The sequence below is a fragment of the Bacillus sp. B4EP4a genome, assembly GCF_006680105.1.
Taxonomy (GTDB): Bacteria; Bacillota; Bacilli; order Bacillales; family DSM-1321; genus Peribacillus; species Peribacillus simplex_E.
The window spans coordinates 149,749-175,466 of record NZ_VHIK01000012.1; the positions used below are offsets into that span (position 1 = coordinate 149,749).

26 protein-coding genes and 3 riboswitches are annotated in these 25,718 nt (G+C 42.1%); of the genes, 20 read left to right on the plus strand and 6 right to left on the minus strand.

The window, feature by feature from the left end; genetic code table 11:
- Window positions 1-105 precede the first annotated feature (105 nt).
- The gene (locus FNK51_RS06850) at window positions 106-285 is read right to left on the minus strand and encodes a hypothetical protein (RefSeq protein ID WP_141992852.1); all 180 of its coding nucleotides are present in this window, start codon (window positions 283-285) and stop codon (window positions 106-108) included.
- Window positions 286-403: 118 nt separating this feature from the next.
- On the opposite strand from FNK51_RS06850, the gene FNK51_RS06855 reads away from it, so the two are divergent.
- From FNK51_RS06855 to FNK51_RS06885, 7 genes are all read left to right on the plus strand, one after another.
- A complete protein-coding gene (locus FNK51_RS06855) occupies window positions 404-733 on the plus strand; it encodes a DUF948 domain-containing protein (protein ID WP_141992853.1) in 330 nt (109 codons plus the stop codon).
- Between the two features lie 40 nt (window positions 734-773).
- Window positions 774-872: riboswitch (guanidine-I (ykkC/yxkD leader) on the plus strand.
- Window positions 873-919: 47 nt separating this feature from the next.
- Window positions 920-1,240 carry a quaternary ammonium compound efflux SMR transporter SugE gene (gene sugE, locus FNK51_RS06860; protein ID WP_098371657.1) on the plus strand — a complete coding sequence of 107 codons (321 nt, stop codon included), beginning with the start codon at window positions 920-922 and terminating at the stop codon, window positions 1,238-1,240.
- Window positions 1,241-1,294: 54 nt separating this feature from the next.
- Entirely contained in the window at window positions 1,295-1,849 is a 555-nt protein-coding gene (locus FNK51_RS06865) for a YhcN/YlaJ family sporulation lipoprotein (RefSeq protein WP_181762201.1), read from the plus strand.
- A 162-nt stretch (window positions 1,850-2,011) separates the two neighbouring features.
- Window positions 2,012-3,520 (plus strand): spore germination protein, encoded by a 1,509-nt coding sequence (locus tag FNK51_RS06870; RefSeq protein ID WP_480339338.1) that lies wholly within the window; start codon window positions 2,012-2,014, stop codon window positions 3,518-3,520.
- Window positions 3,521-3,543: 23 nt separating this feature from the next.
- Window positions 3,544-4,644 carry a GerAB/ArcD/ProY family transporter gene (locus FNK51_RS06875; protein WP_141992856.1) on the plus strand — a complete coding sequence of 367 codons (1,101 nt, stop codon included), beginning with the start codon at window positions 3,544-3,546 and terminating at the stop codon, window positions 4,642-4,644.
- A complete protein-coding gene (locus FNK51_RS06880; protein ID WP_141992857.1) occupies window positions 4,641-5,720 on the plus strand; it encodes a Ger(x)C family spore germination protein in 1,080 nt (359 codons plus the stop codon). The genes FNK51_RS06875 and FNK51_RS06880 overlap by 4 nt, the downstream gene beginning before the upstream one ends.
- Window positions 5,721-5,805: 85 nt before the next feature.
- Complete coding sequence (locus FNK51_RS06885; RefSeq protein ID WP_141992858.1) at window positions 5,806-7,485, plus strand: glycoside hydrolase family 13 protein; 1,680 nt, start codon at window positions 5,806-5,808, stop codon at window positions 7,483-7,485.
- 39 nt (window positions 7,486-7,524) lie between these two features.
- Here the strand turns inward: FNK51_RS06885 and FNK51_RS06890 are convergent, their stop codons facing one another.
- Together FNK51_RS06890 and FNK51_RS06895 are read right to left on the minus strand one after the other, a co-directional pair.
- Window positions 7,525-8,976 carry an amino acid permease gene (locus FNK51_RS06890; protein ID WP_260397948.1) on the minus strand — a complete coding sequence of 484 codons (1,452 nt, stop codon included), beginning with the start codon at window positions 8,974-8,976 and terminating at the stop codon, window positions 7,525-7,527.
- Between the two features lie 96 nt (window positions 8,977-9,072).
- Window positions 9,073-9,258: riboswitch (Lysine riboswitch) on the minus strand.
- Between the two features lie 251 nt (window positions 9,259-9,509).
- Window positions 9,510-10,472, minus strand: coding sequence for a LacI family DNA-binding transcriptional regulator (locus tag FNK51_RS06895; RefSeq protein WP_098371500.1), 963 nt, complete (start codon window positions 10,470-10,472; stop codon window positions 9,510-9,512).
- Window positions 10,473-11,182: 710 nt separating this feature from the next.
- Here FNK51_RS06895 and FNK51_RS06900 point away from each other — a divergent pair.
- The 5 genes from FNK51_RS06900 to FNK51_RS06920 all read left to right on the plus strand — a co-directional run bounded on the left by FNK51_RS06900 (window position 11,183) and on the right by FNK51_RS06920 (window position 16,006).
- The gene (locus FNK51_RS06900) at window positions 11,183-12,106 is read left to right on the plus strand and encodes a metal ABC transporter solute-binding protein, Zn/Mn family (protein ID WP_141992859.1); all 924 of its coding nucleotides are present in this window, start codon (window positions 11,183-11,185) and stop codon (window positions 12,104-12,106) included.
- Between the two features lie 12 nt (window positions 12,107-12,118).
- Window positions 12,119-12,874: a metal ABC transporter ATP-binding protein gene (locus tag FNK51_RS06905; protein ID WP_076368189.1), complete on the plus strand. Its 756-nt coding sequence runs from the start codon at window positions 12,119-12,121 to the stop codon at window positions 12,872-12,874.
- A gap of 7 nt (window positions 12,875-12,881) precedes the next feature.
- Window positions 12,882-13,808 carry a metal ABC transporter permease gene (locus tag FNK51_RS06910; protein WP_098371498.1) on the plus strand — a complete coding sequence of 309 codons (927 nt, stop codon included), beginning with the start codon at window positions 12,882-12,884 and terminating at the stop codon, window positions 13,806-13,808.
- Window positions 13,805-14,686, plus strand: coding sequence for a metal ABC transporter permease (locus tag FNK51_RS06915; RefSeq protein ID WP_141992860.1), 882 nt, complete (start codon window positions 13,805-13,807; stop codon window positions 14,684-14,686). The genes FNK51_RS06910 and FNK51_RS06915 overlap by 4 nt, the downstream gene beginning before the upstream one ends.
- 147 nt (window positions 14,687-14,833) lie before the next feature.
- The gene (locus FNK51_RS06920; protein ID WP_098371496.1) at window positions 14,834-16,006 is read left to right on the plus strand and encodes an FtsW/RodA/SpoVE family cell cycle protein; all 1,173 of its coding nucleotides are present in this window, start codon (window positions 14,834-14,836) and stop codon (window positions 16,004-16,006) included.
- 82 nt (window positions 16,007-16,088) lie between these two features.
- Here FNK51_RS06920 and FNK51_RS06925 read toward each other — a convergent pair whose 3' ends face one another.
- Window positions 16,089-16,424 (minus strand): spore coat protein, encoded by a 336-nt coding sequence (locus FNK51_RS06925; protein ID WP_095394034.1) that lies wholly within the window; start codon window positions 16,422-16,424, stop codon window positions 16,089-16,091.
- A gap of 13 nt (window positions 16,425-16,437) precedes the next feature.
- The gene (locus FNK51_RS06930) at window positions 16,438-16,716 is read right to left on the minus strand and encodes a hypothetical protein (protein ID WP_141992861.1); all 279 of its coding nucleotides are present in this window, start codon (window positions 16,714-16,716) and stop codon (window positions 16,438-16,440) included.
- A 149-nt stretch (window positions 16,717-16,865) separates the two neighbouring features.
- On the opposite strand from FNK51_RS06930, the gene FNK51_RS06935 reads away from it, so the two are divergent.
- Window positions 16,866-17,783: a proline dehydrogenase family protein gene (locus FNK51_RS06935; protein WP_141992862.1), complete on the plus strand. Its 918-nt coding sequence runs from the start codon at window positions 16,866-16,868 to the stop codon at window positions 17,781-17,783.
- A 49-nt stretch (window positions 17,784-17,832) separates the two neighbouring features.
- Here FNK51_RS06935 and FNK51_RS06940 read toward each other — a convergent pair whose 3' ends face one another.
- A complete protein-coding gene (locus tag FNK51_RS06940; RefSeq protein ID WP_072273724.1) occupies window positions 17,833-17,967 on the minus strand; it encodes a YuzL family protein in 135 nt (44 codons plus the stop codon).
- A gap of 163 nt (window positions 17,968-18,130) precedes the next feature.
- On the opposite strand from FNK51_RS06940, the gene FNK51_RS06945 reads away from it, so the two are divergent.
- From FNK51_RS06945 to FNK51_RS06975, 7 genes are all read left to right on the plus strand, one after another.
- A complete protein-coding gene (locus FNK51_RS06945; RefSeq protein WP_397269077.1) occupies window positions 18,131-20,560 on the plus strand; it encodes a 3-hydroxyacyl-CoA dehydrogenase/enoyl-CoA hydratase family protein in 2,430 nt (809 codons plus the stop codon).
- 73 nt (window positions 20,561-20,633) lie between these two features.
- Window positions 20,634-21,812, plus strand: a complete 1,179-nt coding sequence (locus FNK51_RS06950) for an acetyl-CoA C-acetyltransferase (protein WP_141992864.1) — start codon at window positions 20,634-20,636, stop codon at window positions 21,810-21,812.
- A 69-nt stretch (window positions 21,813-21,881) separates the two neighbouring features.
- Window positions 21,882-23,669, plus strand: a complete 1,788-nt coding sequence (locus tag FNK51_RS06955) for an acyl-CoA dehydrogenase family protein (protein ID WP_141992865.1) — start codon at window positions 21,882-21,884, stop codon at window positions 23,667-23,669.
- 142 nt (window positions 23,670-23,811) lie between these two features.
- Window positions 23,812-24,168 (plus strand): arsenate reductase family protein, encoded by a 357-nt coding sequence (locus tag FNK51_RS06960; RefSeq protein WP_063234020.1) that lies wholly within the window; start codon window positions 23,812-23,814, stop codon window positions 24,166-24,168.
- 95 nt (window positions 24,169-24,263) lie between these two features.
- Window positions 24,264-24,647, plus strand: a complete 384-nt coding sequence (gcvH, locus tag FNK51_RS06965; RefSeq protein ID WP_034310122.1) for a glycine cleavage system protein GcvH — start codon at window positions 24,264-24,266, stop codon at window positions 24,645-24,647.
- A 93-nt stretch (window positions 24,648-24,740) separates the two neighbouring features.
- The gene (locus tag FNK51_RS06970; protein WP_048688210.1) at window positions 24,741-25,106 is read left to right on the plus strand and encodes a toprim domain-containing protein; all 366 of its coding nucleotides are present in this window, start codon (window positions 24,741-24,743) and stop codon (window positions 25,104-25,106) included.
- Between the two features lie 3 nt (window positions 25,107-25,109).
- Window positions 25,110-25,418 carry a thioredoxin family protein gene (locus FNK51_RS06975; RefSeq protein WP_098371655.1) on the plus strand — a complete coding sequence of 103 codons (309 nt, stop codon included), beginning with the start codon at window positions 25,110-25,112 and terminating at the stop codon, window positions 25,416-25,418.
- A 145-nt stretch (window positions 25,419-25,563) separates the two neighbouring features.
- A riboswitch (SAM riboswitch) is annotated at window positions 25,564-25,670 on the plus strand.
- Window positions 25,671-25,718: the final 48 nt, after the last annotated feature.

The following is a 25,718-nucleotide window of genomic DNA, read 5'->3' on the forward strand; positions in this document are numbered from 1 at the left end:
CATTCTTCTAAGATCAAGAGAAGAATGTTGTTGCATATCCTCGGTGTTTTCCTGATTTGGATGGGGGTGTTAGTGAACCAGTGTGCGGGAGGTCACTAATAATCTTCAAAGCAGGAGCAGAATCAAGACGGAGGTTGCCAATGTAAGCCAAAGGGGGCTGAAAACTTCTGGATGAATGATTAAAAAAATGATTCCTGCAATAGTTGCAGCCTGCTGTATGGTCATATGTCTAATGAAGTGAATTCCAGCTTTAAAACAGGATTTAAGCAGAGGCATTTGATTCATTTTCATTCCTCCTTTTTATATCAATAATATGACCAGGCATAAAAGAAAATACATGGGGATTCGTCTTCTGCCCAATTATTACGGGTATAGTAAAGGTAAAATAAAAGGAGGAATCTAGGTGATCATTTTATATATTAGTCTTGCCCTTTTTATCGGATCGATTATCTATTTAGCGTTTTTTGCTTTTAAAACATTTAAGGATTCCAAACCGACAATTGAAAATGTGACTGAAACCGTTACACGCATCCAGGCCAAAACGGACCAGATTAAATCGGAGACGGACCAACTCGCCATGACACAGCAAGAAATCACTGAAGATGTTCAATATAAAAAAGAGGCCGTACAATATACGGTTGATGCGGCTAAAGAAATACCTGAACCCTTTAAAAATATTTGGTTTTCAATAAAAGGTGACAAGTGGAAGCTTAGAAACAGAAGCGATGAATAAGTGTTTGACCGATTTAAAATGTACATGATATAGTATGGAAATAATAAGTTTCTAGGGTTCCTCGGTTGGATTTTACCGGAATGGTCCAAGAGAAACGCGCAGGAATCTGCGTACACGGAGGGAAAAAAGCCCGGGAGGTTATGATTTATGACCTTTCGGGCTTTTTCTGTAATTGGAGGGAAAAAGATGGCTTGGATTCAATTGGTGATTGCCGGATTATTTGAAGTGGTATGGGCGACAAGTTTAAAGTATACTGAGGGTTTTACGAAATTATTGCCTTCTATCATAACGATTGCCGGTATGGTCATTAGTTTTTATTTTTTATCATCGGCGATAAAAACCCTGCCTATGGGAACAGCGTATGCAATTTGGACTGGAATAGGGGCTCTGGGGGCTGTTCTGGTTGGCATCATCGTATTTAACGAGCCTAAGGATGCGATGCGTTTGGTATTCGTCGGTTTAATTTTAGTGGGGATTATCGGCTTGAAGGTCACTTCTTCTGAATAATCTATTCACTCCTCGTAAATAGTAATGTTAAACGATTTTAGAGGAGAGAAGAAAATGAATTATAAAGCGATAGTATCAAGTGCGATGATGGCATTAGTGATTACAGGTTGTTCTCCTAATGATAAAGAAGGTGCCAGTGAAAATCTTGGCCTGAATCGTACCCATCAAGATAATTTAGATAATCCGATGAAAGTAAGCGACACAAGGCAAAATGTTAATGATATTAATAACAATAATGATATTAATAACAATAATGATAACGGTAATGGAATAAATGATATGAGGGTCTCCAAGGATATCTCAAATCGAGTCGAAGCCTTGAAGGAAGTAAGTAACGCAAGTGTCATCGTTACTGAAAATAATGCCTATGTAGCGGCAGTATTGAAAGACGGCGGAGATAAGGATATCTCCAATGACCTTAAAGAAAGGATTGCTGATACAGTAAGGGGAGCCGATCCATCGGTAGACCAAGTTTATGTGTCGACAAACCCGGACTTTGTTCAAAGAATGAAAGGGTATGCGAATGATATTCAGAATGGAAAACCCGTTGCAGGATTTGCTGAAGAGTTCCGTGAACTTGTAACACGGATTTTTCCAAGCCCAAGGTAATTGGTAACGGTAATGAATTAAGACGAAAGGACTTATCCGGTGAATTCCGGATAGGTCTTTTCCTATTTTAAGGATTTAGGTGAATCATGACTAACTTTAAATAGGGTGGTTACAATAATCGAGTGAACTAAAAAATTTTGGAAAGGCAATGGGGGTGGAATGGTGAGGTTTTTTAAGGACAGGAGGGAAATGGATGCAGCATCCTTTCAGGTTACTTCCAAGGATTTTCAGGAACTCCTTAAAAAGTTTAAAGCATCTAATGATTTTCTTACCTTCCAATTCCCGGATGATGATGGCTATATCATCTCCTACTTCAATTCACTGGTAAGTGCACAACAGCTCCATGAACAAGTACTTGCTGCCATATTGAATCATCCAAAGCAGGATCTTAAGCAATTAAAAAGCGATATTCCAATGGAAGATATGCAATTGACTGCTGATATAAAAGATATTCAAAGGTTGGTATTGGCCGGATCGGTCATGATTCAATACAAGAAAGATGATGAAATGTGTTTATTGATTCCATGTGTTCATAGTGTGAAAAGGCAAATTTCCACACCTGAGTCGGAGTATACGGTCGTTGGGTCCAAGGAGGCCTTTGTTGAATCGCTTGATTCGAATTTGAATCTGATCCGTAACAGGCTGCCCACTCCAAAATTGCAGTCCAAGGAATTTCGGGTCGGGAGCATCTCGCAAACAAGGTTAGCGGTACTATACATAGATGGGATAGTAAATCAACAGATCATTAAGACAGTCATGCAGAGAATTGAAGATATAGAATATGATACGATCGTCGATATTTCGTTTGTAAGCCAGATGATCACGGATAATCGGAATTCGATGTTTCCGCAACTGATTGATACGGAGCGGCCTGATCATCTGGCCAGTGTATTATCGGAAGGGAAAATAGGGATCATGCTGGATGGATCTCCTCATGCATTAGTTGGTCCCAATACCATCATTTCGTTCTTTTCCTCATTTGAAGATTATTTTCAAATTTGGAATCTTGGCACCTCATTCCGTTTGATTCGGCTTTTCGCAGTGCTGTTTTCCGTTTTATCATCACCTCTGTATGTTGCCGTTTTAACGTATCATTATCAAGTGATTCCAACAGATTTGCTGCCCATCTTAATATCATCCAGGGGTGTGATTCCTTTTCCGCCGATATTGGAAGCGATTGTGCTGGAAGGGACAATCGAATTGCTGAGGGAAGCAGCGGTCAGGCTGCCAGCTAAGGTTGGCTCCACCATCGGCATTGTTGGCGGTATAGTCATCGGTACAGCCGCTGTGCAAGCGGGATTTGTCAGTAATGTCTTGTTGATGCTTGTCGCTTTGGCTGCCTTGGCTTCATTTACGGTGCCGATTTACCAAATCAGTAATACCATCCGCCTTATCCGCTTCCCTTTTCTAATTGCAGCCCAGTTATACGGTTTGTTTGGAATAGCTTTATGCAGTGCATTCATATTAAGTCATTTATTGAAATTGACTTCGCTTGGCAGTCCCTATTTAGACCCGCTTTACCCGTTAAGAATTCATGACTTTAAAGATAGTCTGATTCGCCTCCCTTTTTCAAAGCAGAAAAAACGCCCGCAATTTCTGCGGACGGAAAATCCGCTAAGGATAAGGAAGGAGGAGGAAACTCCAAACCCCCCTAGCGATATTGATGAATAAGGCATAGAAAGCGGTGAGAAGGTATGGAAGTCAAACCAAATGAAACTAAACAAATATCTCCATTTTTTGTTTTTTTCCTCATGCCCGGCATGCAGATTGGAGTAGGGATATTGGGGTTTGAACGGATCATAGTGAAAGAGGCTGGCCAAGACGCATGGATAGCGGTCCTCATATCAGGGTTGATCATAAATGTTCTGCTTTGGATGTGTTTCAAGCTTTTAGGCAGGGGGCCCCAAACACTTGACTTGGTCGCCATCCACAAAGATTTGTTTGGTAAATGGGTCGGAAATGCTTTCAATATTTTATTCATCCTCTACTTTATAATGATCTCCATCATTCTTATCAGGACTTATTTAGAAGTCATTCAGGTTTGGATGTTCCCTGGTGTCAATGTCCTGATGCTAATAACCATCATTCTTATTCTCGTGTATAGTTTTGTGGAGGGAGGTTTCAGGGTCATTACCGGTTTTTGCATAATCGGGCTTATTATCGGATCTCCATTATTCCTATTGAATTATTTCCCATTGAAGTACGCCCACTTCGAAAATTTAGGTCCTTTTCTTGATCATTCCTTTTTGGAAATCATGAAGGCCTGTAAGAGAATGACCCTGAATTACCTTGGTTTTGAATTACTCCTCATTTATTACCCTTTCATTAAAAACCGTGAAAAATCCCAAAAGTGGGCCCACTTAGGGGCGTTGTTTACTACGGCGACATATTTAGTATCCATAATTGTTTCATTAGCCTACTATCATCAAGATCAGCTAAAAGATGTAATTTGGGCAACTTTGACGTTGTGGAAAATTGTGGATCTTCCATTCATTGAAAGGTTTGAATACATAGGGATTTCCGTTTGGCTGTTCATGGTGCTGCCGAATGTTTGCATAGGAGTTTGGGCAGCAAGCAGAACAGCGAAAAGAGTATTTGGATTTAGACAGAAAAGGATGGTAGTTTTCATTCTGCTTATCATCTTAATATCCTGCATTTTTGTGGATAATCGCTATAGAATCGATAAGTTTAACACGATCAGTTCGCAAATAGGTTTTTATATCATTTATTTGTATCTTCCTCTCTTATTCATATGGCAGTCGATCGTCTATAAAGTCAGGGGGCATAAATCATGAAAATCCGACTTCTCCTGATAACATTGGCAGGTTTCTTGATGACGGCTTGCGGCGTGGAAAAGCAAATATTAGAAGATATTTTAATTGCTGAAGTCGTAGGTTATGATGCCGAAGACAAAAAAATCAAAGGTACGGTCGTTGTCAGCGTTCCTAAGCCTGGGGAGGAAGCAGATCTAGGTAAAGAAGTATATGAAGCGATCTCCCATGATATAAAGGCAGCCCGCCAGAAGGAAAATGCAAAAACACCATTCCCGATTGCCGGCGGGAGACTGACAGTCATTCTCTATGGTTCAGAATTGGCAGGTATGGGGTTGAATGATTATGTCGATACATATAGGCGTGACCCGATGGTGGGAAGGAATTTGTATTTAGCGGTCGTTCATGGCAAAGCGGAGGATGTAGTTAAAATGGAGCCGAAGTTGATCAAAACTCCAGGGGTTCAAGTGAAAGAGCTGATCGAACAGAATATTAGGACTAATTTGCCTGATGTAGATTTGCATAGGTATTTATATGCGTGTCATGGTAAAGGAATCGATCCGGTCTTGCCCTTATTGGAAACGGCAGGGGATCATATACGGGTAAAAGGGATCGCCTTGTTTAAAAAGGATCGTTATATTGGTAAATATATTCCTTATGAGGACGGATTTTTATTTAAAGTCCTTACTGAAAACTTTAAGATGGGGAGTTATGAAATTAAATGGAAGGAAAATGACTTTACAGATATTAATAACGTGGAGTCACGTGTCCATTATCATATTTCGGATGCAAACCAAGATCCCAAGGTCAGGATTGAAGTGAAATTAAAAGCGAGTCTGCTGGAGGTCCAAGGCTATGACTTGGGTAAAGCGGTCGACCTGAATAAAATAGAGGCCAGGGCCGAGCGTGTCATTGGGAAAAAATTAAGTGAGATGGTGACTATGTTTCAGGAGAACCATATCGATCCGATTGCAATCGGTGATCACGCTAAAAGTAAAACAAGAAATTTCGATCAGAGGCATTGGGAGAAGGCATATCCCTATATTCCAATCGAGGTGGATCTTGATATTGAAATGATTCAAACGGGAATAGCTGAATAAAAGTAGAATATTCTGAAGTTTCCCCCTTTATAATAGGGGTATTGGTGTAATGATTATATCAATGCGGCTAAAGAGGGGGAAAGGCATGGACAAAGCATGGTGGAAAGAGGCAGTTGTGTATCAAGTGTATCCAAGGAGTTTTATGGATAGTGATGGAGATGGGATAGGGGATATAAACGGGATCTTGATGAAACTCGATTATTTACAAGAGCTGGGTGTGAACGTGATATGGTTATCCCCTGTTTATCAATCTCCCAATGATGACAATGGGTACGATATCAGTGATTATAAATCAATCATGACTGAATTCGGGACCATGGCCGATTTCGATAGGTTGTTGAAGGCGGTTCATGAACGTGGAATGAAGGTCATGATGGACCTGGTGGTCAACCATTCTTCAGATGAACATCCGTGGTTCAAGGAATCACGATCTTCAAAAGATAATCCGAAACGTGATTATTATATTTGGAAACCTGGCAGGAATGGAAAAGAACCGAATAATTGGGAGTCCATTTTTAAAGGTTCAGCATGGGAATATGATGAGGGAACCGATGAATATTATTTACATTTATTCAGCAGGAAACAACCGGATTTAAACTGGGAGAACCCTAAGCTCCGTGAAGAGATCTACAGCATCATGACTTGGTGGCTGGATAAGGGTGTCGATGGCTTCCGGATGGATGTCATCAACTTCCTTTCGAAAGATCAAAGCTATTCAGATGGAGCCGTTCATCATGAGAAACAGCATGGCGATGGAAGCCCCTTTTTCCTGAATGGCCCGCGCATACATGAGTTTTTGCAGGAAATCAATCAACGGACATTTTCTGGACATGACGTGATTACGGTTGGGGAGATGCCAGGCGTCACACCGGAGGAGGCGCAATTGTTCACAGGTAAAGATCGTGGTGAGCTACATATGGTCTTTCAATTCGAACATATGGATTTGGGGAGCGGACCAGCAGGGAAATGGAGTAATGATAAGTGGAAGCTTACCGATTTAAAGCGAATTCTTTCCAAGTGGCAGACTGGTTTGGAGGGGGATGGCTGGAACAGTTTATACTGGAACAACCATGATCAGCCCCGGATTGTCTCAAGGTTTGGTAATGATGGAAAGTATCGTATTGAAAGCGCAAAGATGCTTGCAGCTTGCCTTCATATGCTTCAAGGGACACCCTATATATATCAAGGAGAAGAGCTGGGCATGACCAATGTTGCATTTGAAAGCATCGATGATTACCGGGATATCGAAACATTGAATTCATATGACGAACTCGTCAATTCACATGGCTGGTCAAAAGAGCGGATGATGTCAGCCATCCACGCCCGCAGCAGGGATAATGCGAGGACACCGATTCAGTGGAATGACTCCCGGAACGCAGGATTCACGAAAGGGACGCCCTGGATTAAGGTTAATCCCAATTTCCCCGAGATTAATGCAGAAAAAGCCTATAATGATCCGAATTCCATTTTTCATTTTTATAAAAAGCTTATCCAATTACGCAAGAAACATGAAGTAGTCGTTTATGGCCGTTTTGAACTGCTATGGCCGGATGATGAACGAATATTTGCCTACACGAGATCGTTTGAAGAAGAAAGGCTTTTGGTTCTATGCAACTTTAGAGAAGAGCAGGCCTCCTATACTTTGCCTGAAGAGCTGCAAGCATATTCTGCCACAAAGCTGATCGGCAATTATGATCAGGAGGAAGAAGGAATCTCCAGCAAACCTCTGCGTCCATATGAATGCCGTGTTTATCATTTGAAATGAAAAAAGGACCTGTTCTCCTTAGAACAGGTCCTTTGTGTATTATTTTGATTTAAGGTCACATTCCTCTAGGGGAATGATTTTCGTTTTATGCTTGATTTTATAGCCGAACCATAGGACGAAAAATAAAATTAAGCCAATGTAGGAAACAAACATTGAATTCCAGTCGATCCCATCGCTGCTGAAAGCTTGATAGCCTTGTCCGATGATAATGATAATACAAAGGACAAGTGCGAATATAGGCCCGAATGGGAAGCCTTTTGCCCGGAATGGTAAATCATTCATATCAAGGCCTTGAGCTACGTAAGCTTTGCGGAACCGATAATGGGCAATCGCAATCCCGACCCAGGTGACGAATCCCGCCATGCCTGAAGCGTTTAATAACCAGATATAAACGACGCCATCACCAAAAAATGAAGCTAAGAATGCAACGCAGCCTACTAAAGAAGTCACGATAAGTGCATTCACGGGTACTCCTCTTTTATCTAACTTGCCTAGGAATTTCGGTGCTTTCCCATCACGTGCCAAGTCCCATAGCATACGGGTTGAAGCGTACATGCCAGAGTTACCGGCAGAGAGTACGGATGATAGAATGATCGCGTTCATGATGGATGCAGCAAATGCAAGGCCGGCCCGTTCAAATACAAGCGTGAATGGACTTACGGCAACATCTTCACTCAATAAACGTGAATCGGTAAACGGAATGATCATTCCAATTACAAAAATGGCAAGGATATAGAATAAGATGATGCGCCAGAAAACGGATCTGATCGCTTTTGGGATATTTTTTTCTGGATCCTCACTTTCACCAGCAGTCACTCCAAGCAATTCCGTTCCTTGGAATGAAAAGCCGGCAGCCATGAATACGCCCAGGATCGTGAAGAACCCTCCGTTAAAGGGACCTTCGCCCATTGTGAAATTGGAAAAACCAATTGGGTCTTTCCCACCCATGATTCCGAGAATGATCAGAACACCCGTGATCAAGAAAATGATGACTGTCACGACTTTGATCATGGCAAACCAGAACTCTGTTTCCCCGAAACCTTTAACTGACATGTAATTGATAAGAAACATAGTGATTAACGCAATGGCACTCCAGATAAATGAAGGGCTATCCGGGAACCAGAACTTCATAATTAAGACAACGGCAGCCAATTCAGCGGCAATGGTGATTGCCCAGTTATACCAGTAGTTCCAACCAATCGCAAAACCGAAAGACGGATCGACGAATTTGGATGCATAGACACGGAACGAACCGGCCACTGGCATGAACGCTGCCATTTCTGCAAGACTTGTCATTAAGTAATAAACCATGATGCCGATGACCGCGTATGCCACCAAAGCACCGCCGGGACCGGCTGAATGAATGGCCCCGCCACTTGCTAAAAATAAACCTGTTCCAATCGTTCCACCTAATGAAATCATCATTAAATGACGCGCTTTCAGGCTCCTTTTCAGTTCAGTAGGGCTTGATGGTGATTGTGAATTTGACAATTGATGTTACACTCCTTTTTATTGGAAGGGAACGAAAAATAAAAAAACAGCAGTCGAAAAAGATCGACGGCTGTTTATAATAAACCCGTTTATCCTTCCGAAGATAGCTCCCCACGCTTTTTTGAAAAAACGTGACAGTGGTGTTCCTGTTCGGTAACACCGCCAGCGAGAATATACATGGAATATACCCTAACTTCGGCAACTTATCCTTTCAAACGGAGTCTTGAATTTTCCAGAATCTCGTCCGTTTTACTTTTATAAGCTGCAGCCTCTAACTCATCGGTAAATGAGGAAGTATTCAATTTTCTAAAATCGTTGCGTCAGCTTGTAAGTGACGTCGGACGATAGTGCTCATGAAATTCATGCAATCGCAATAGATTGCTAGTAATTGAGTAAACTTTACTATATCAAAATTATAAAATAATCTCATGAATATCGCAATGATTATTTTATGTGGTTATTTTTTTCTAGTTAATGAATGATGGGCAAGGAAGATTTTAATTACGATATACCAAAATAAAGCAATGTGATAACTAAACGGTCCTCCTTTTTATAAGGGCGTAGTCCAGTTTTACATGTTTGACCACTTCAGGATTCTCAAATAGGTCCACTGCCATTTTCCCAATCCATTCCAGCGGTAAGGAAATGGTCGTGATGTCGAGCATTTCACTCAGGCTATCATTATTGAAACCGAGAATGGCCACATCTTCCGGGACCCTTATACCCGATTTCTTAGCGGTAAGAATGAAGCCTGCCGCCGTGTCATCATTCGTGATGATGATGGCTTCAGGTTTATCTATCATCGAATTCCATTCCTGAAACAATTGTTCACCGTCTTTGATGTGATAACTGCCTTCAAACAGCCATTCTTTATTGTTTATCAGTTGATGTTTACTCATGATATCGTTAAAGGCCTTTGTACGATGGGAACTATTTCTGCTCTTTTTACGGCCGAGGCTGTATCCGATTTTCTTATATCCTTTAGCAATCACGTACTCAAGGGCACAGGAGAAAGCTGCATAATGATCAATGCTGATGGATGAGAATTCAGCCTGGGCTGTATCTTCACATAAAATAATCGGTCCGTATTTTTGATAATCCAAAAGGATTTTCATTTCCGAAATCCTTGAACAAACGATAATGCCATCGAGCTGCTTCATTTGCAGCATATTAAAAGCCTCGATTTCTTTCTCTCTGTCATAGTTTGTTTGAAAGATGACGATATGACAGCCAATTGCATTTGCCTGTTTAGTGATTCCGTTAACGATTGCCCCGTAATATGGGTGATTGTTGAAGGGGATGATGATGCCGATAAGATTTGTTTTACCTTTTGAAAGATGAATGGCATTTATGTTTCTCGTATAATTCAAACGATCGATGGCTTCTAAGACGCTCTTTCTTTTATCGGGGCTTACATATGGATGATCATTCAATACACGGGACACTGTTGAGACAGATACACCGGCACATTGAGCTATTTCTTTAATATTTGTCATGGTATCACCGTTTTTTCTTTTTTTATATTGTACAGTATGAAACCCATTTCAGGGCAAGAGAACAGTGCGGGGCTGCTGAAGATTTCTTCAAATAAGGTCTTGTTCTGGTATGGGTTTCATCCTTTAAGATTGTTTTAAGTCTTAGAGGAGGAGGAGATCATGATGTTCCAAACTTTAATCACCCTTTTTGTGCTTTGCGGAATCGAATTGGGATTTGCTTACTTGGCAATTTCCTTGAAAAAATGAGTGGCAATGCACATGGAATGCGTGAAATCCGCGTTTACTCGTGAATTTTGGCACTTTACTCGTGAAATTCACACATTTACTCGTGAATTTTGGCACTTTACTCGTAAAATCCGCGCATTTACTCGTGAATTTCACACCGTCCCGAAATAGCCCCCATAGTTTATATTCACCATTAAGACCCCACAATATAATATAACTTCAGCGTTAGTTTCATGTACGGAATGACTGACTGTCAGGAAGCTCCCTAGTGGAGCTTCCTGACAGTTTTTTGCTGTGTGTAAAAGTCATTGTCCTTTTTTGAAATGTTTGAAAAAATAGTTTCACTTTTTTTGTATATTTGTGTATAGTATAAAATAAGTTGTGCTCGGGAAACTTTTTAGCCTTTGCGACAATGTAAAAAAATTTACACTTAATTTTGCACATGGCAAACTATTTTAGAAAGATGAAAAAGGGAGGGAATATGGATGGGTTTTCTGAAATCTATTGGGAGCGTGCTTGCTGCATTGCTGATTTTAACGGGGTGCGGCAATGATACGGTCGAAAGTGATAAAGGCAATGGTAAGTTGAATGTCGTTGCAACAACGGGAATGATTGGAGATTTGGTTGAGAATATCGGCGGTAAACATGTCGAGGTCACCAGTTTAATGGGTCCGGGAGTCGACCCCCATCTATATAAAGCGACGCAGGGTGATGTTAAGACACTGGATTCGGCTGATATGATTTTTTATAACGGTGTGCACCTTGAAGGGAAAATGACGGATATATTTGAAATGATGAGCAAGGATAAACCGACGATTGCCGTAACGGAGGACTTCAAGGAGAACCAACTTCGCAAAGTGAGTGCAACGGAACATGATCCCCACGTATGGTTCGATGTAAAGCTTTGGATCGTTGCGGCGGAGGCAGTTAAGAAAGAATTGATTGCCAATGATCCGGACCATGAAGCAGAGTTTCGTGAAAATTATGAAGAGTACGTCCTGCAATTGGAGGAACTTGATAAATATGTTCAAGACGAAATTAATAAAATACCAAAAGATCAACGGGTGCTCGTTACGGCACATGATGCTTTTGGGTACTACGGTCAGTCTTACGGACTTGACGTAAGAGGTCTCCAAGGGATCAATACATTATCGGAATATGGATCAAAAGATGTGACGGACATGCGGAATTATCTTGTGGAGAACAAAATTAAAGCGATTTTCATTGAGTCAAGTGTACCAAGGAAGGCCATCGAGGCTGTCATTCAAGGAGCAGGTAAGCAGGGGCACAAGGTGGAAATCGGCGGTGAATTGTTCTCGGATGCCATGGGTGAAAAAGGGACGGAAGAAGGAACGTATATCGGAATGGTCCGTCATAATACCGACACAATCGTCCGTGCTTTGAAATAAGGGGGAGAAACTATGAATCTAGCAGCTTTGAAGGTCGAGAATTTAACGATTGCTTATCATAAGAAGCCGGTTGTCGAAGATGTCTCATTTGAGGTGCCGGAAGGGAATTTAATCGGTATCATTGGTCCCAATGGAGCAGGGAAGTCCACATTGATAAAGGGGATACTCGAATTGATCCCCAAAATATCGGGGCAAATCACAATAAAGGGTTCTACTTATAAATCGATGAGGAAGAGTATCGGCTATGTACCACAACGGGAGTCAGTGGATTGGGATTTTCCGACCAACGCACTCGATGTCGTGATGATGGGCAGATATGGTCATCTCGGATGGCTGAAGCGACCAGGTAAGTCCGAAAGGCAGAAGGGGATGGAGTGCCTGGAAAAGGTGGGGATGGCTGAATACGCTAACCGTCAGATCAGCCAGCTATCAGGTGGACAGCAGCAACGGATATTCCTGGCCCGTGCATTGGCACAGGAAGCGGATATTTATTTTATGGATGAACCGTTCGTAGGGGTGGATGCCGCAACAGAGAAAGCAATCATACAATTGCTGATGGAATTGAAGGAAAAAGGCAAAACCGTTCTGGTTGTGCACCATGATCTATCCACTGTGAAGGAATATTTCGACTGGACGATGTTATTGAATAAAAAGGTGATGAAAATAGGTCCGACGGAGGAAGTATTCATTCCCGAACACTTACAGGCAACATATGGAGGCCGCCTAGCGATACTATCAGACACGAAGTCCGGCCTTTTATTAAAATGAGGTGTACATGATGAACATACTGGATATTATTACTGATCCAAATACAAGGTGGATATTGCTTGGCACGATGTTCCTCGGATTAAGCAGCGGGGTCATCGGCAGCTTTGCCTACCTCAGAAAGCAGTCTTTGCTTGGCGACACGCTCGCACATGCAGCGTTACCCGGTATCTGTGTCGCCTTTATGTTAACTGGAGTGAAATCCACTTCCTACTTTCTAATAGGTGCTGCCCTGGCTGGCTTAGTGGCTGTCTTCTTGATCAGTGTGCTAACGAGATACAGTAAGATCAAGCAGGATGCGGCCTTGGGAATCGTCTTATCTTCCTTCTTTGGCTTCGGAATTGTCATGCTTACACAGATTCAGCAGAGTGAGTATGGAAACCAGAGTGGATTGGATACTTTTTTATTTGGGCAGACGGCGTCAATGGTCATGTCAGATGTATATATGATGATGACGGTTTCCTTTATTCTCATTTTCACTTGTACCGTATTTTTTAAAGAGTTCAAATTACTGTCCTTTGACCCTGGGTTTGCTAAGGGGATGGGATTGCCGGTTGTTTTTCTGGATTATTTCATCATGATGCTGATCGTGGCAGCTGTGGTGATCGGTATCCAGGCTGTAGGCGTCGTATTGATGGCATCTTTACTGATCACGCCTGCGGTTTCTGCGAGGTATTGGACTGAGCGGCTGCATATCATGGTCATCCTGTCTGGTATATTCGGAATGTTGAGCGGTGTGTCTGGAACGTTGATCAGTACATCGGTCAATGATTTGCCAACAGGACCGTTAATTGTCTTATCCGCGACGGTATGGTTTTTCTTTTCCATGCTTTTTGCACCTAAACGTGGACTGCTTTCATCTATATGGAGAAGGGTATCGACGAAAAAGAAATATTCTCTAGAACAGAATAGAAGGAAAGGGAGCCACTCATCATGAATGATTTTTGGATTATTTTAGTCGGAGCATTGGTGGCGAGTGCTTGCAGTGTATTAGGATGCTTTTTGATAGTCAGGAAAATGACGTTGATTGGGGATGCCATCAGTCATTCCGTTTTGCCGGGAATCGTATTGGCATTTTTAATAACCGGGACTCGTGACTCTGTTCCGATGCTGATAGGGGCAGCTGCTCTCGGTTTGCTCACCGTATTCTTGATCCAGCTTTTCCAATCGTCGGGCGTTCAATCTGACGCAGCGATCGGGATTGTATTCACTTCACTTTTTGCAACGGGGATCGTACTCGTGAGCTTGTATACGCAACAAATAGATTTTGACCTGGAACATGTCCTTTATGGAGAAATAGCCTATACTCCCTGGAACACGATGACAATCGCGGGAATCGAAGCTGGACCAAAAGCTGTTTGGATTGTCGGCAGCTGCTTTATCCTGAACCTCATACTGATCTTCCTTTTCTTCAAACAGTTTAAACTCGTGTCATTTGATCCATCACTTGCGGCTGCAATGGGAATTCCTGTACTGTTCTTTCATTACTTATTGATGAGCCTCATTTCACTGACAACTGTAGCTTCTTTTGATAGTGTAGGTTCCATTTTAGTAGTTGGAATGCTCATCATACCTGCAGCGACGGCCTATCTGCTCTCAGACCGTTTAAGCCGCATGATATTGGTCAGTATCGGGGTCGGGGTGCTAAGTTCCGTCATCGGCTACTATTCAGCCACCATTTTGGATGCCTCGATATCAGGTTGCATGGTGGGATCGGCCGCCATATTATTCGGATTGGCCTTTCTCTTTTCCCCAAGCCATGGATTGGTCAGCAGATTGCTGAAACGGAGAAAATCAAAGGAATCACATGCATAGTTCCCCCTGCCTACAGGCTTCTTGGAAATAACTCCATGAAGCCTGTAAACAATTCTTCGATATAGTTGTGATTTTATTTGTTTAAAGTATAATGAATAAGTGTATTTATAGATGTATCGCAGGAGCCTTTTTAAGGGAGAGTTAAGTATGGAAGAACAAAATAAATTTTCATCTCGAATAGATTTTTCTTTGGTCACAATATTGCTGTTATTATGCGTTGGAAGTTGCCTAGCAATCTATAGTGCCCAAACGACTGGACAGTACGCTGAAAACTTCTTAATTAAACAAATTTTTTGGTATATAGTGGGGATTGGAATCGTATTAGGGTTCATCACACTGGATTCGGACCAACTGAAAAAAATCTCTTGGTATGCCTATGGATTCGGATTATTTTTGCTATTTTTGCTGATCATTATGCCAAGTAGCATCGTACCTAATATTAATGGTGCAAGAAGCTGGTTCGTCATTCCGGGAATCGGTTCGATTCAGCCATCGGAATTCATGAAGGTTTTCCTGATTTTGGCTCTAGCCAATGTCATATCGAACCATCATCTCAAAAACACGCTGAAAACGATTCAAACGGATATCTGGCTGCTTATTAAAATCGGTCTTGTGACCGGTGCGCCCTTATTGTTAATCATGCAACAGCCGGATTTGGGTACCTCGCTTGTTATCATGTCAATCATGCTCGGAATGATTTTCATATCAGGGGTAACATGGAAGATCCTGCTGCCGATCGTTTCGGGAGGAATTGTCGTCGCTTCCACTGTCCTGTACTTTGTACTTTGGAAGCCGGAAATCCTGGAAAAATACCTAGGGGTAAAATCCTATCAATTCGGCCGTATCTATTCCTGGCTGGATCCATATAATTATGCCAGCTCCGAAGGATATCACTTAACCAGATCCTTACTGGCCATCGGCTCCGGTCAGACAACGGGCAAGGGAATCGGTTCGAGGGAAGTGTATTTGCCTGAGAGTCATTCGGATTTCATTTTCAGCATCATCGGTGAAGAATTCGGCTTCATCGGGTCAAGTATCATTATTTCCTTGTTTTTCCTATTGATTTACCATATAACAAAAACGGGAATGGACACGAAAAATAACTTCTATACATATATCTGTGTTGGCGTTATAAGCATGTTGACGTTCCACGTTTTTCAAAATATCGGCATGACTGTAGGCCTTTTGCCGATTACGGGGATTCCGCTTCCATTTGTCAGTTATGGAGGAAGCTCGCTAATGGGGAACATGATGGCCATGGGCTTAATATTCAGCATTCGGTATCACTATAAGAAGTATATGTTTTCAACGGATATCTAAAAATAAAGCCGGCCCCCCCATGGGCCGGCTTTACTTGTAGCACAAAAACAAAAGGAGCAGAATCCACCCCCTGAATGTTTGCTTATTGAATGTTCGTTCCAGATGGAAATTGATTTTTATAACCGGAAAATTGTTGATACGATTGGCCTAAGCTGGTTGCTTGCGCCTTTTCTAAACTATACCAGCCTTTTTCGAACATAAGGTTATAGAGCTCTCGCTGCATTTCCTGATTTTCTTTGGAAACGGAGAAAATGTCTTGGAATAATGCTTGGTTACTCATTTCATGCAGGGCAACGGAAAGGGAGTTACAAAAGTACTTTTCAGTTGTGAGCATATCATTTATAAAATCCCTGTCATTCATTTGCGGTGTCTTTGCCACGGGAGATTCAGGGTTTTGGACTTTGTTTTCATTGGGCATCAAGAACCCTCCTTTACTGGTATTGTTGTTGAACCTGGTTTTGATCCGGGTTCAAATGTTTCAAAATGGTATCGTAATGGCGTTGATGCATGAGTCCGCACCGATTTAACGCATCAATGATTTGCGGGTCCTTGCATTGAGTGGCAAAAAAATTTGCTTTTTTAACCGCATTAAGATTCCATGCAAGCATATCCGTTAAGTATAAGCTATCTTTCACCGAAACCATTTCCGGCGGCTGTTTCATAAAGCCGGTGGACTGCTGTAGGCTGTTAAACGAATTTTGCTGTTCCATCATTCTACCTCCTTAAGTGTTCTTTAAACGAGCTTAATTTTCCCTTCATGAATTTTTTTTATTCTTGATTCTAAATATCTGAAAAATGAATTAAATGGTAAAATAATCTTGTGCATCTATTTTCCAAAATGATTTGGAGGGGAATGCAGATGGAAAGAGTTTTGAAAAATCTATTCCTTTTTTTATCAAAGAATAAAGGCATGACAAAGGCAGCGAAAAAATACGGGCTGCGGTTTGGGGCATCTCGTTTCGTGGCAGGGGAATCCTTGGATATGGCATGTGAAGTGATTGTAGATCTTAACCGGAAAGGGCTTGCTGTCACCATTGATTATTTAGGTGAATTCATTGAAGATGAACAAGAAGCAAGGAAGATGGCAGATGAGTGCATCGAAGCGATCCGCATGATCGGCACAAATGAACTGGATTCACAGTTATCCCTGAAGCTGACCTCAATGGGTCTGGATGTGTCCGAACGAGCCGTAATGAATAACATGCGGAGGATCTTAGATGAAGCAAAGGCCCATCGTGTTTTCGTGACGCTTGATATGGAAGATTTTCCTCGCTGTCAGCCGACTTTGGATGTATTCAAAAACCTTAAGTCTGAATATAATGAATTGGGGACTGTCATCCAAGCTTATCTGTATCGGACTGAGAAGGATATTGAGGAACTGGATGCATACCAGCCGAATCTAAGACTTGTTAAAGGAGCTTATAAAGAACCGAGGGAAGTGGCCTTTCCCGAGAAAAAAGATGTGGATGAGAATTTCAAGAAAATCATCAAGAAGCATATGCAAAATGGCCATTACACAGCCGTTGCCACACATGATGATAAAATCATTGATTATACGAGGGACTTGGTCAAAGATCAGGGAATTCCCCTGGATCGTTTTGAATTTCAAATGTTATATGGCATCCGCACTGAAAAGCAGCTTGAACTTGCTAAAGAAGGATATAAGGTAAGGGTGTATGTTCCATATGGTACGGATTGGTATGGATATTTCATGCGCCGCCTTGCGGAGAGACCTGCCAATATTGCTTTCGTTTTAAAAGGCCTATTCAAGAAATAGGAAGCGAGAGCCGCCCCGGAGAAGGGACGGCTGCTCAAATTAAGAAGGATTATCTTTTGAACTGATTGTTCTGGCTGTTCACTTTATTGATTCCATGTTGACGTTCGGCGCCAGGTCCGGCATTGCCTTTAACGCTTGCTGCGCTTACGGCTGCTTTAGAAGGATTATCTTTACGCTTCATTATATAGGTCACCTCCTGCCCAGTTATTTTTTACTGAACGGAGGAGAAATAACCTAAAGAACCCGGAGAAAAAAATATTTTTTTTCCTGTTTAATCATTGCGGAATTTCCAAATATATTCTATATTAGTAATAAGAAAAAATATTCAAAATTTTTTTAAATTAAAAATGAATGAGCATTCATTCAATAAATTGCGTAAGGGGGATATAAACTTGGTTCGACAAATACGAAAGGCTGCTGTTCTAGGGTCAGGAGTTATGGGATCAGGGATTGCTGCACACCTTGCTAACATCGGCATTCCGACTTTATTATTGGATATTGTACCTCGTGAACTCACTGAGGATGAAAAGAAAAAGGGACTTACATTAGATAATAAACAAGTGCGTAACCGCATCAGCCAAACTGCGATTACGAAACTTTTAAAACAGAAACCAGCTCCGCTTTCGGCTAAGGGAAACATTGCGTTGATCGAGGCGGGAAACCTGGAAGATGATATAAGTCGTTTAAAGGATGTCGATTGGATCATCGAAGTGGTCGTTGAGAAGCTTGAGGTTAAGCAAAGTGTGTTTGCCCAGGTTGATCAGCATCGTAAACCGGGAAGCATCGTTTCATCGAATACATCCGGAATCTCAATCGAAGCGATGGCAGAAGGCCGTTCGGAGGACTTTCAAAAGCACTTCCTGGGAACCCACTTCTTCAATCCGCCGCGTTATCTTAAATTGTTGGAAATCATCCCTACTAAAGCAACTTCACCAGAAGTGCTCGAATTCATGAAACGATTCGGCGAAGATGTACTGGGAAAAGGTGTCGTCGAAGCAAAGGATACCCCTAACTTCATCGCAAACCGCATTGGAACTTATGGTTTATTGGTCACTTTGCGGGAAATGCAAAAAGGCGGATACAGTGTTGGTGAGGTCGATTCGGTTACAGGTCCGTTGATTGGAAGGGCAACTAGCGCTACTTTCCGGACACTTGATGTAGTTGGATTGGATACCTTTGCACATGTTGCCAGAAACGTATATGACCAGGTGGATGGAGAAGAAAAAGAAGTTTTCAAAATACCTGATTTCATGAATGAAATGCTTAAGAATGGGTGGCTTGGAAGCAAGTCAGGCCAAGGTTTTTTCTTGAAAAAAGGCAAGGAAATCCTTGAACTGAATCCCGAAACCCTTGAATATGATGCACGAAAAAGATTAAAAACGCCTTCCATCGAAATGGCTAAACAGGCCAAGGGCTTGGAAAATAAAATGAAAGCGCTTGTTTATAGCGAAGACCGTGCCGGCCAATTACTTTGGAATGTTCTGAATCCGGCGCTTGTGTATTCTGCCCAGCTGCTTGGGGACATCGCGGATGACATCGTGGCGATCGATCAAGCGATGAAATGGGGCTTCGGATGGTCCACAGGTCCCTTTGAAACCTGGGATGCGATAGGGATAGAAAAATCGGTAGCCCGAATGGAAGCGGAAGGCATCACCGTTCCGCAATGGGTGAAGGATATGCTCGCTAAAGGAATCACTTCTTTCTATAAAGAAGAAAATGGCATTGTTCACTATTATGATGATGGTGAATATAAAGAACTTGTCGAAAATCCTAAAGTGATCAATCTTAAAGCGATCAAGAAGCAAAAAGGCGTAATCAAGAAAAACAGTGGTGCAAGCTTGATGGATATCGGCGATGGAGTGGCTCTCCTTGAATTCACTTCACCGAATAATGCAATCGGTCTGGATATCATACAAATGATCAATGCGGCGGTCGACGAAGCGGAAGCGAATTTTAAAGGCCTGGTCATCGGAAACCAAGGAAAGAATTTCTGTGTAGGCGCTAATATTGCAATGATGTTGATGGAAGCGCAGGATGACAATATTTTTGAACTCGATATGGTCATCAGCCAATTCCAAAAGGCGATGCTTAAAATTAAGTACAGTGCAGTTCCCGTAGTGGTTGCCCCGTTTAATATGACACTTGGCGGGGGTGCTGAAGTGTCACTTCCGGCAGCCCGCATCCAGGCAACGACTGAAACGTATATGGGATTAGTGGAAGCTGGCGTAGGTTTAATCCCAGGCGGCGGCGGGACTAAAGAACTTTATGTGAAGACGTTGAAGAATATGCCGAAGGGCGTTGACTTCGACTTACAGAAAGTGGTTAACCAAGTATTTGAAATGGTCGCCATGGCAAAAGTTTCGACCTCAGCCGAGGAAGCGAGAGAGAATAATTTCCTTAATTCAGCTGATGGAATAAGCGTGAATGCGGATCATCAGCTATATGATGCGAAACAGGCGGTACTTTCCATGCATGAACAAGGTTATACCGCTCCAGCCCGCACAAAGATCCCTGTCGTAGGTGAAACTGGCTATGCCACACTTCTATTAGGGGCGGAATCCATGCGCCTTTCAGGATTCTTATCAGATCATGACCTTGTCATAGCCAAAGAGCTTGCATACGTCCTGGCAGGAGGAAAACTCCCATTTGGCACGGAAGTAGATGAACAGTATATCTTGAACCTAGAAAAACAGGCATTCCTAAAACTGATTTCGACTCCGAAATCCCAGGCAAGGATGCAGCACATGCTTGTTAAAGGTAAACCGCTCCGTAATTAATGAATAGATGAAGATATGGCAAAAAACGAAGATTAATAGATCGATAGCTTAAAAATGAGTAAGGGGGATCCTCATGAAAGAAGCGGTAATAGTAGCTGGAGCAAGGACTCCGGTAGGAAGAGCGAAAAAAGGTTCTCTTGCTAGTGTACGTCCTGATGATTTAGGGGCTCTTGTTGTAAAGGAAACGTTAAAGCGGGCAGGTAAATATGAAGGCACCATAGATGACCTGATTATCGGTTGTGCAATGCCTGAAGCGGAGCAAGGATTGAACATGGCGCGTAACATTGGAGCATTGGCAGGATTGCCTTATACAGTACCGGCCATAACGATTAATCGTTACTGTTCAAGCGGGCTGCAAAGTATCGCTTATGGAGCGGAAAGAATCATGCTCGGCCAAAGTGATACAGTCATTGCAGGCGGAGCGGAATCCATGAGCCTTTTGCCAATGATGGGCCATGTAACACGTCCGAACGCGAGACTTGCGGAAACGGCACCGGAATATTATATGGGCATGGGTCACACTGCTGAAGCCGTTGCAAAAAAATACGGCATTTCCCGTGAAGATCAAGATGCATTTTCTGTTAGAAGTCATCAAAAGGCGGCTAAGGCCATTGCAGAAGGAAAGTTTTCCGATGAGATCGTACCGGTTGAAGTGACCCTCCGTTCAGTGGGACCAGATCTTAAATTAAAGGAAAAATCATTTGCTTTTACACAGGATGAGGGTGTTCGTCCAGGCACGACCGCTGAAGTGCTAAAAAAACTAAGACCTGCATTCTCTGTTACAGGATCCGTAACAGCTGGGAATTCATCACAAACGAGTGATGGTGCAGCCGCGGTCATGGTCATGGATAGGGAAAAGGCCTCTTCATTTGGGATGAAACCGATGGGTAAGTTCCGTTCCTTTGCTGTAGCAGGAGTACCGCCTGAAATTATGGGCATCGGACCAATTGCAGCCATTCCTAAAGCTTTGAAGCTAGCGGGTCTTGAGTTATCGGATATTGGTTTATTTGAATTGAATGAAGCCTTTGCTTCCCAATCCATTCAAATTATCCGTGAGCTCGGATTGAATGAAGAGATTGTCAATGTAAATGGCGGAGCCATCGCCTTAGGCCATCCACTGGGATGTTCGGGAGCAAAATTGACATTAAGCCTGCTTCATGAAATGAAGCGCAGAAACCAACAGTTCGGAGTCGTGACAATGTGCATCGGCGGCGGAATGGGTGCTGCTGGAGTATTTGAATTATTGGCGTAATCCCACGCCTCCCGGAAGCTGTCATGCTTCCGGCGGGTTTACCATCTTAAATACTTAGGAGGAAATGACATGTCAAATCAAACTACAGGTAGCCTCATTAAAGGCGGAGCCTTTTTAGTGGAAGATATTACGTATGATCAAGTGTTTACACCGGAAGATTATTCTGATGAGCATAAAATGATCGCCAAAACTGCCGAGGATTTCGTAGTGAATGAAATTCTGCCGCAGGTTGAACATTTAGAAAACCATGAATTTGACCGTTCCGTTAAATTACTGAAGCATGCAGGAGAAATCGGTTTACTTGGTGCTGATGTTCCCGAGGAATACAGCGGATTGGGTCTTGATAAAATCAGTTCGGCATTGATTACGGAAAAAATGGCGCTTGCAGGCGGGTTCGGAATTACACATGGTGCACATGTAGGTATCGGGTCATTGCCGATCGTATTATTCGGGAATGAAGAACAAAAGAAAAAATACCTCCCTTTACTGGCAACGGGTGAGAAGATTGCTGCATATGCCTTAACGGAACCAAGCTCAGGTTCAGATGCCTTGGGAGCAAAAACGACGGCGAAATTGAATCCAGAAGGAACACACTATATTTTAAATGGTGAAAAACAATGGATTACAAATGCAGGTTTTGCAGATGTCTTCTGTGTATACGGCAAAATCGACGGCGAACAATTCTCCGCTTTCATTGTTGAGCGTGATTATAAAGGCGTATCAACTGGTGCTGAAGAGAAGAAAATGGGGATCAAAAGCTCATCCACACGTACATTAATACTTGAAGACGTACATGTACCAGTCGAAAACCTTTTGGGTGTAGCCGGAAAAGGGCATGTCATCGCTTTCAATATCCTGAATATCGGCCGCTATAAATTAGGCGTCGGTGCGGTCGGCGGATCTAAACGTGCCCTTGAGATTACAGCTGCTTATACGAATCAACGTCAACAGTTCAAAACGAAAATTTCCGATTTTAACTTGACGAAAGAAAAACTTGCAACAATGGCAGCTAAAATTTATGCAGCAGAAAGCTCTGTATATCGCACCGTTGGCCTTTATGATCAAAGACAAAGCAAATTGACGGATGAGCAAGTGAAAGATGGAAAATCAATGGCGGCTGCAGTTGCTGAATATGCCATTGAGTGTTCATTGAATAAATTCTTCGCTTCTGAAGTATTGGATTATGTTACGGACGAAGGCGTACAGCTTCATGGCGGCTATGGTTTCATGCAGGAGTATGAAATTGAAAAAGCATATCGCGATTCACGTATTAACCGGATCTTTGAAGGTACAAATGAAATCAACCGATTGCTTGTCCCGGGAACTTTCCTGAAGAAAGCACTTAAAGGGGAATTGCCGCTTCTTCAAAAAGCTCAAGGCCTGCAAGAGGAATTAATGATGATGATGCCGGAAGAACCTGGCGATGAGCCACTGGCACAAGAAAAAATGCTTGTTAGGAACGCTAAGAAAATCGGTATTTTGGCAGCTGGCCTAGCGGCACAGAAATACGGCAAAACTCTTGATCAAGAACAAGAAATCCTCTCTAATATTGCTGATATCGCATCCCTTGCCTATGCAGCTGAATCCGTGGTATTGCGTACGGAGAAAGCCATTGCATCTACAGGCCTGGAGAAGAACAAACAAAAAGTGCTTTACACTGAAATCTTCGTTCAGGAAGCTTTCAATGAAATAGAACAGCATGCAAAAGAAACGTTAATTGCGGTGGAATCAGGCGATACTCTTCGCATCATGCTTTCGTCGCTCCGCAAGCTGACAAGACACAATCCGATCAATGTCATTGCGAAAAAACGTGAAGCTTCCGTCAAGGTAATCGAAGCGGAAAAATATGCTCTGTAAGCAATGAATCAGAATCTGTAAAGGGAATGCCTGTTAAGGCATTCCCTTTTATTTACTTTGATGAAATCGCATTGGAAATTCAAAAGATATTTCGTTGTATTGCTTGCTGAAAACGGGTATTCTATTGATAGGTGGTGAAATGATGGGCTTAACATTATATTGGTACCCAAAATGCGGCACATGCCGTAACGCGAAGAAGTGGCTGGATAATCATGAACTGCAATATGAAGCGATCCATATAGCGGAAAATCCGCCTTCGCGAACAGAAATTGAACAACTATATAAAATCAGCAATTTGGAATTGAAGAAGTTTTTCAATACTAGCGGTCAAAAATATCGGGAGCTGGGCTTAAAGGATAAGCTGAAAGAAGCTTCTGAAGCAGAAATGCTTGATATATTGTCCACGGATGGCATGCTTCTGAAAAGGCCGATTGTTACAGATGGCACCAAAGTGACGGTAGGTTTCAAAGAAGAGCAATTCGAACAGGTTTGGAACTAAAATTTCACAAAATATTTGGTTAATTCCTTACTTAAACAAACAATCTACCTTATAATGTAATAGATAAAATAAGATGTACATATGGAGGGTTAATAATGACAACAACACCAAAAGAACTTCGTTACACTAAAGAACATGAATGGGTCAAAACGGAAGATGGAACAGTGCGCATTGGGATTACAGCTTTCGCACAGTCCGAGCTTGGGGACATCGTATTCGTTGAGCTTCCGGAAATAGGCGATGAATTGAAAGCGAACGAACCATTTGGAAGTGTTGAATCCGTTAAGACCGTTTCTGAGCTTTATGCACCTATCAGTGGCAAGGTTGTTGAAGTAAACGAAGATTTAAGTGACAACCCTGAATATGTAAATGAGTCTCCTTATGAAAAGGCATGGATGGTCGTGCTTGAACCATCTAATAGCAGTGATATTGAAAACTTGATGAGCGCTGAAGAGTATGAGAGTTTAATCAACGGTTAAATTAGAAGGAGAGGGGGGACTGAAAAGGCCTGCTCTCTTTTTCATTTTGTACAGTGTCAGTTGCGCACATAATTCGTGAGATGGAGTGATGACATGGAGTGGGGCGAATTCGATAAAGTGATCATTGTAGAAGGCAGTTCCGATAGAAGAAAAGTTGCCTCCGTTTTAAATGAAGATGTGGAAATAAGATGTACGAATGGGACCATATCATTAACTAAGCTGGATGAATTAGTGGATGAATTGATGGATCGTGATGTTTATCTCCTTTTTGACGCAGATGAATCAGGAGAAAAGCTGCGGAAGCAGTTCCGAAGGGAAATGCCGGAAGCGAACCACCTGTATATTAATAAAATGTACAAAGAAGTGGAAAGCTCACCCGAACATCATATCGCAACTGTGCTACTATCTGCCAATATGAATGTGAAAATGAAATTTTTAAGTCAAAGGGTGAACGACTAATTGATGCAGGAATGGAAAGAAGAAGAGTGTAAGCTTGCTGTTGAAAATGGGGAAACCTTTTGCTTATATTTATATACGCCTTTATGCGGCACTTGTCAGGTTGCATCCAAGATGTTGACGATATCCTTGGAGCTGTTTCCGGAATTGAAGGCAGGTAAAATGAATATGAACTATGTCCATGCAATTGCCGAATCATATGAAATCGAAAGTGTGCCTTGTTTATTGCTTTTCAAAAAAGGAAAGCTGCACAAAAAAATATATGCCTTTCAATCCGTTCCTTATTTGTACGGATTGCTTAAGGAAATCAGCTAAGAAACCAATCAGAACCGTGGTTGGTTTCTTTGTTGCGGACATTTGAATGCGAGATCGGAATTAAACAAAGAATATTCTAACAATTTATTGACTGATTTATTCTAAAATGCTATATTTTGAATTAAGTAATGGCAGAATTTAATAGTTCTTATCAAGAGTGGCGGAGGGACTGGCCCGACGAAGCCCGGCAACCGGTATAAATTTTATATACGGTGCTAATTCCAGCAGAGTGTTGGCTCTGGTAGATGAGGTGTGTTCTTGAGACCTCTTCTTGTTGAAGTGGTTTTTTTGTTTATAAAA